This is a genomic window from Microcystis sp. LEGE 08355 (assembly GCF_015207185.1).
In the GTDB taxonomy this organism is placed as follows: Bacteria; Cyanobacteriota; Cyanobacteriia; order Cyanobacteriales; family Microcystaceae; genus Microcystis; species Microcystis panniformis.
Window position 1 is genome coordinate 1 of record NZ_JADEXI010000664.1, and the last position, 2,372, is coordinate 2,372.

Genomic DNA, 2,372 nt, shown 5'->3' on the forward strand with positions numbered 1-2,372 from the left:
CCCTTGGAGTGATTGGGGGGAAAATTCAGGTACTTTTTCCCTGAAAATTAGATAATTGACCAGATGAAAATCGGTAAAACCCTACACCCTACACCCTACACCCTGCCCCCAGAAAAAACTTTTTCAGCAAACCCTATGTAATGATGAGGTGAGGCAGCAACTTAAACCTAAGATTTTTTCAAGAACTTCTGACGAACTCGCGAGATTAATAGGTCTAATTCTGGTAACTTCAATAACATCGCACCGAGGAGGAATAAACCCACCGCTACGGTCGAAGCCAAACCTAACTGTAATAATTGTAGGAAAATATTACCAGCACCGAAAACCTTTTCCCAACCCCAACTAGCACCCCAACTAACAACACCAGAAAGCATTGTAATTACCGTTAATCCCAATAGGGATAAACCCCATTCTCCTAAGGGTAAACCCCCTAAACGACGATTTAAAATCACCGTAAAAATGCCCATAGAAATGATATTAACCCCCACGGTTGCTAAAACAATCCCCGGAGTACCAAAGGGTTTATACAAGAGGAAATCAAGGACACCATTGAGAAAAATATTCACCATACTCACCTTAAAGGGAGTGTCACCATCACCCAAAGCATAGAACACTCGTACTAATATATCGCGGCCGAGATAGAAAAACATCCCGAAACCGTAGGCCATTAATACGGGAACCACCTGTTCCGAGGCAGCCAGATTAAAGGCACCCCGTTGATAGATAACTCGCACTACTGGGAAAGCGAGGGCGATAAAGATAGCGGTGAAGGGTAACATGGTTAAAGCCGTCAATAATAAACCCTGACGGATTCTTTGCTTCAATTCTCCCCAATTTTCTGGTTCCGTCAGTCGAGAAAATATCGGCATAAACGGCACGAGAATCATGTTAGACATGATGCCCAAGGGCGTGAGAACGATAAAACTGGCGTAACGCATGGAAGCGGCGGCATTTTCGATAAAAGAAGCGAAAAAGAGGTCAGTATAAACGTTAATATGCAACATTCCCGAAGATAAGGTCGCCGGAATCATCACCCGCAACACCTCCGACACCCCCGGTATCCGCCAATCCCAACGAAATGTTAATTTTCCTAAACCTGCCTTGACTTGTGCGCCCACTTGTGCTAACCATTGCCAGATCGCCCCGATGAGAGTACCGCCGGCGAGGACAAAACCCCCCAGTTGAATATATTGGGGATTATCAATGCGATCGCCAAGTGACCAGGCCAGCAAACCCACCCCGATAATCACCGCCACACTGGAAAAAAGCGGACTGAGACTCGGTAGCCAGTATTGATCCGCCGCGTTGAGAGTACCGAAACCGATGCCGATTAAACCGGCTAAAACCGCCATGGGGGCCATAATTTGCAGTTGTTGAATGGCCATGCTGCGGGTGGCGGCATCTAAACCGGGAGCGAGAACATCAATAAAAATATTGGCAAAAACGATTAAAAAGACGGTGACAGCTAATAAAATCGCACTGACTAGGGTGGTGACAGTCTCGACAATCGGCGCGGACTCGGATTTATCTCTTTTGGCCAAAACACTGACCAAAGCACTATGAAAGGGGCCGTTAATACCACCGAGGAGAATTAACAGAAAACCGGGGATAACGTAGGCAAAAGCGTAGGCGTTCACCACTGGCCCAACACCATAGGCAGCGGCGATTACCTGTTCGCGGACTAAACCAAAAACCTTACTGATTAAGGTGGCAACGGCGACAATTCCGGCAATACCGGCTAAGGAACGGGTAGCTTTCTTAGTAATGATGACACCTCGAAAGAAAACAACTGCATTGATCGATTCTACCCGTTTCTGTGTTCCCGTAGAAAAGCGATCTCTAGTTGGCAAATTTAATTTGACTGGAATGTATAACACCCATTTCCCCACAGACATTCGTATAATACCAAGAGCCAACTGAATCATAAATATTGATGGTTCTACGTTCTCTGACTGAACAGATGATATTGCCATTGGGGGATGTTCTCACATTTGATGGTGGAGAAAACACTATTGCTGTAGCGATTCTTGATGTGGATTGAGAACTATCTAATCTGTAACTACACACCACCTCTAGCATTGTTTGAGTCGCTTGAGAGCGGGGACGATGAATTTGTCTTTCGGGAAAAGTCGTCCAAGTTCCGTTATCACAATTAGCTTGGCTAACCAGTCGTTGATTTCCTAAATAATAAACAAAGTCAACACTACGGGAACTAGCCGGAACAATCGAACTTGACATCCTCACCGCCGTAAACGGACGGTGATTCCCTACAGATCGAACAAACTTAATTGAACGACCGACCGCTGGGTTGACGCTTCACGGGATGCCGCTACCTTATACCATTTTTTTTTATTCTTGGCAGGTATCTTACC

2 protein-coding genes are annotated in these 2,372 nt (G+C 45.6%); both read right to left on the reverse strand.

Annotated features, from left to right (window positions below; genetic code table 11):
* Positions 1 to 167 precede the first annotated feature (167 nt).
* Positions 168 to 1,895: a murein biosynthesis integral membrane protein MurJ gene (gene murJ, locus IQ242_RS22615; protein WP_193961493.1), complete on the reverse strand. Its 1,728-nt coding sequence runs from the start codon at positions 1,893 to 1,895 to the stop codon at positions 168 to 170.
* Positions 1,840 to 2,238, reverse strand: a complete 399-nt coding sequence (locus IQ242_RS22620) for a hypothetical protein (protein ID WP_193961494.1) — start codon at positions 2,236 to 2,238, stop codon at positions 1,840 to 1,842. Before IQ242_RS22620 ends, murJ begins: the two co-directional genes overlap by 56 nt.
* Positions 2,239 to 2,372: the final 134 nt, after the last annotated feature.

Excerpts from the sequence above, each read along its gene's own strand:
- murJ (WP_193961493.1), bottom strand. The coding sequence starts at position 1,895 with ATGTCTGTGGGGAAATGGGTGTTATACATTCCAGTCAAATTAAATTTG.
- IQ242_RS22620 (WP_193961494.1), bottom strand. The coding sequence starts at position 2,238 with ATGTCAAGTTCGATTGTTCCGGCTAGTTCCCGTAGTGTTGACTTTGTT.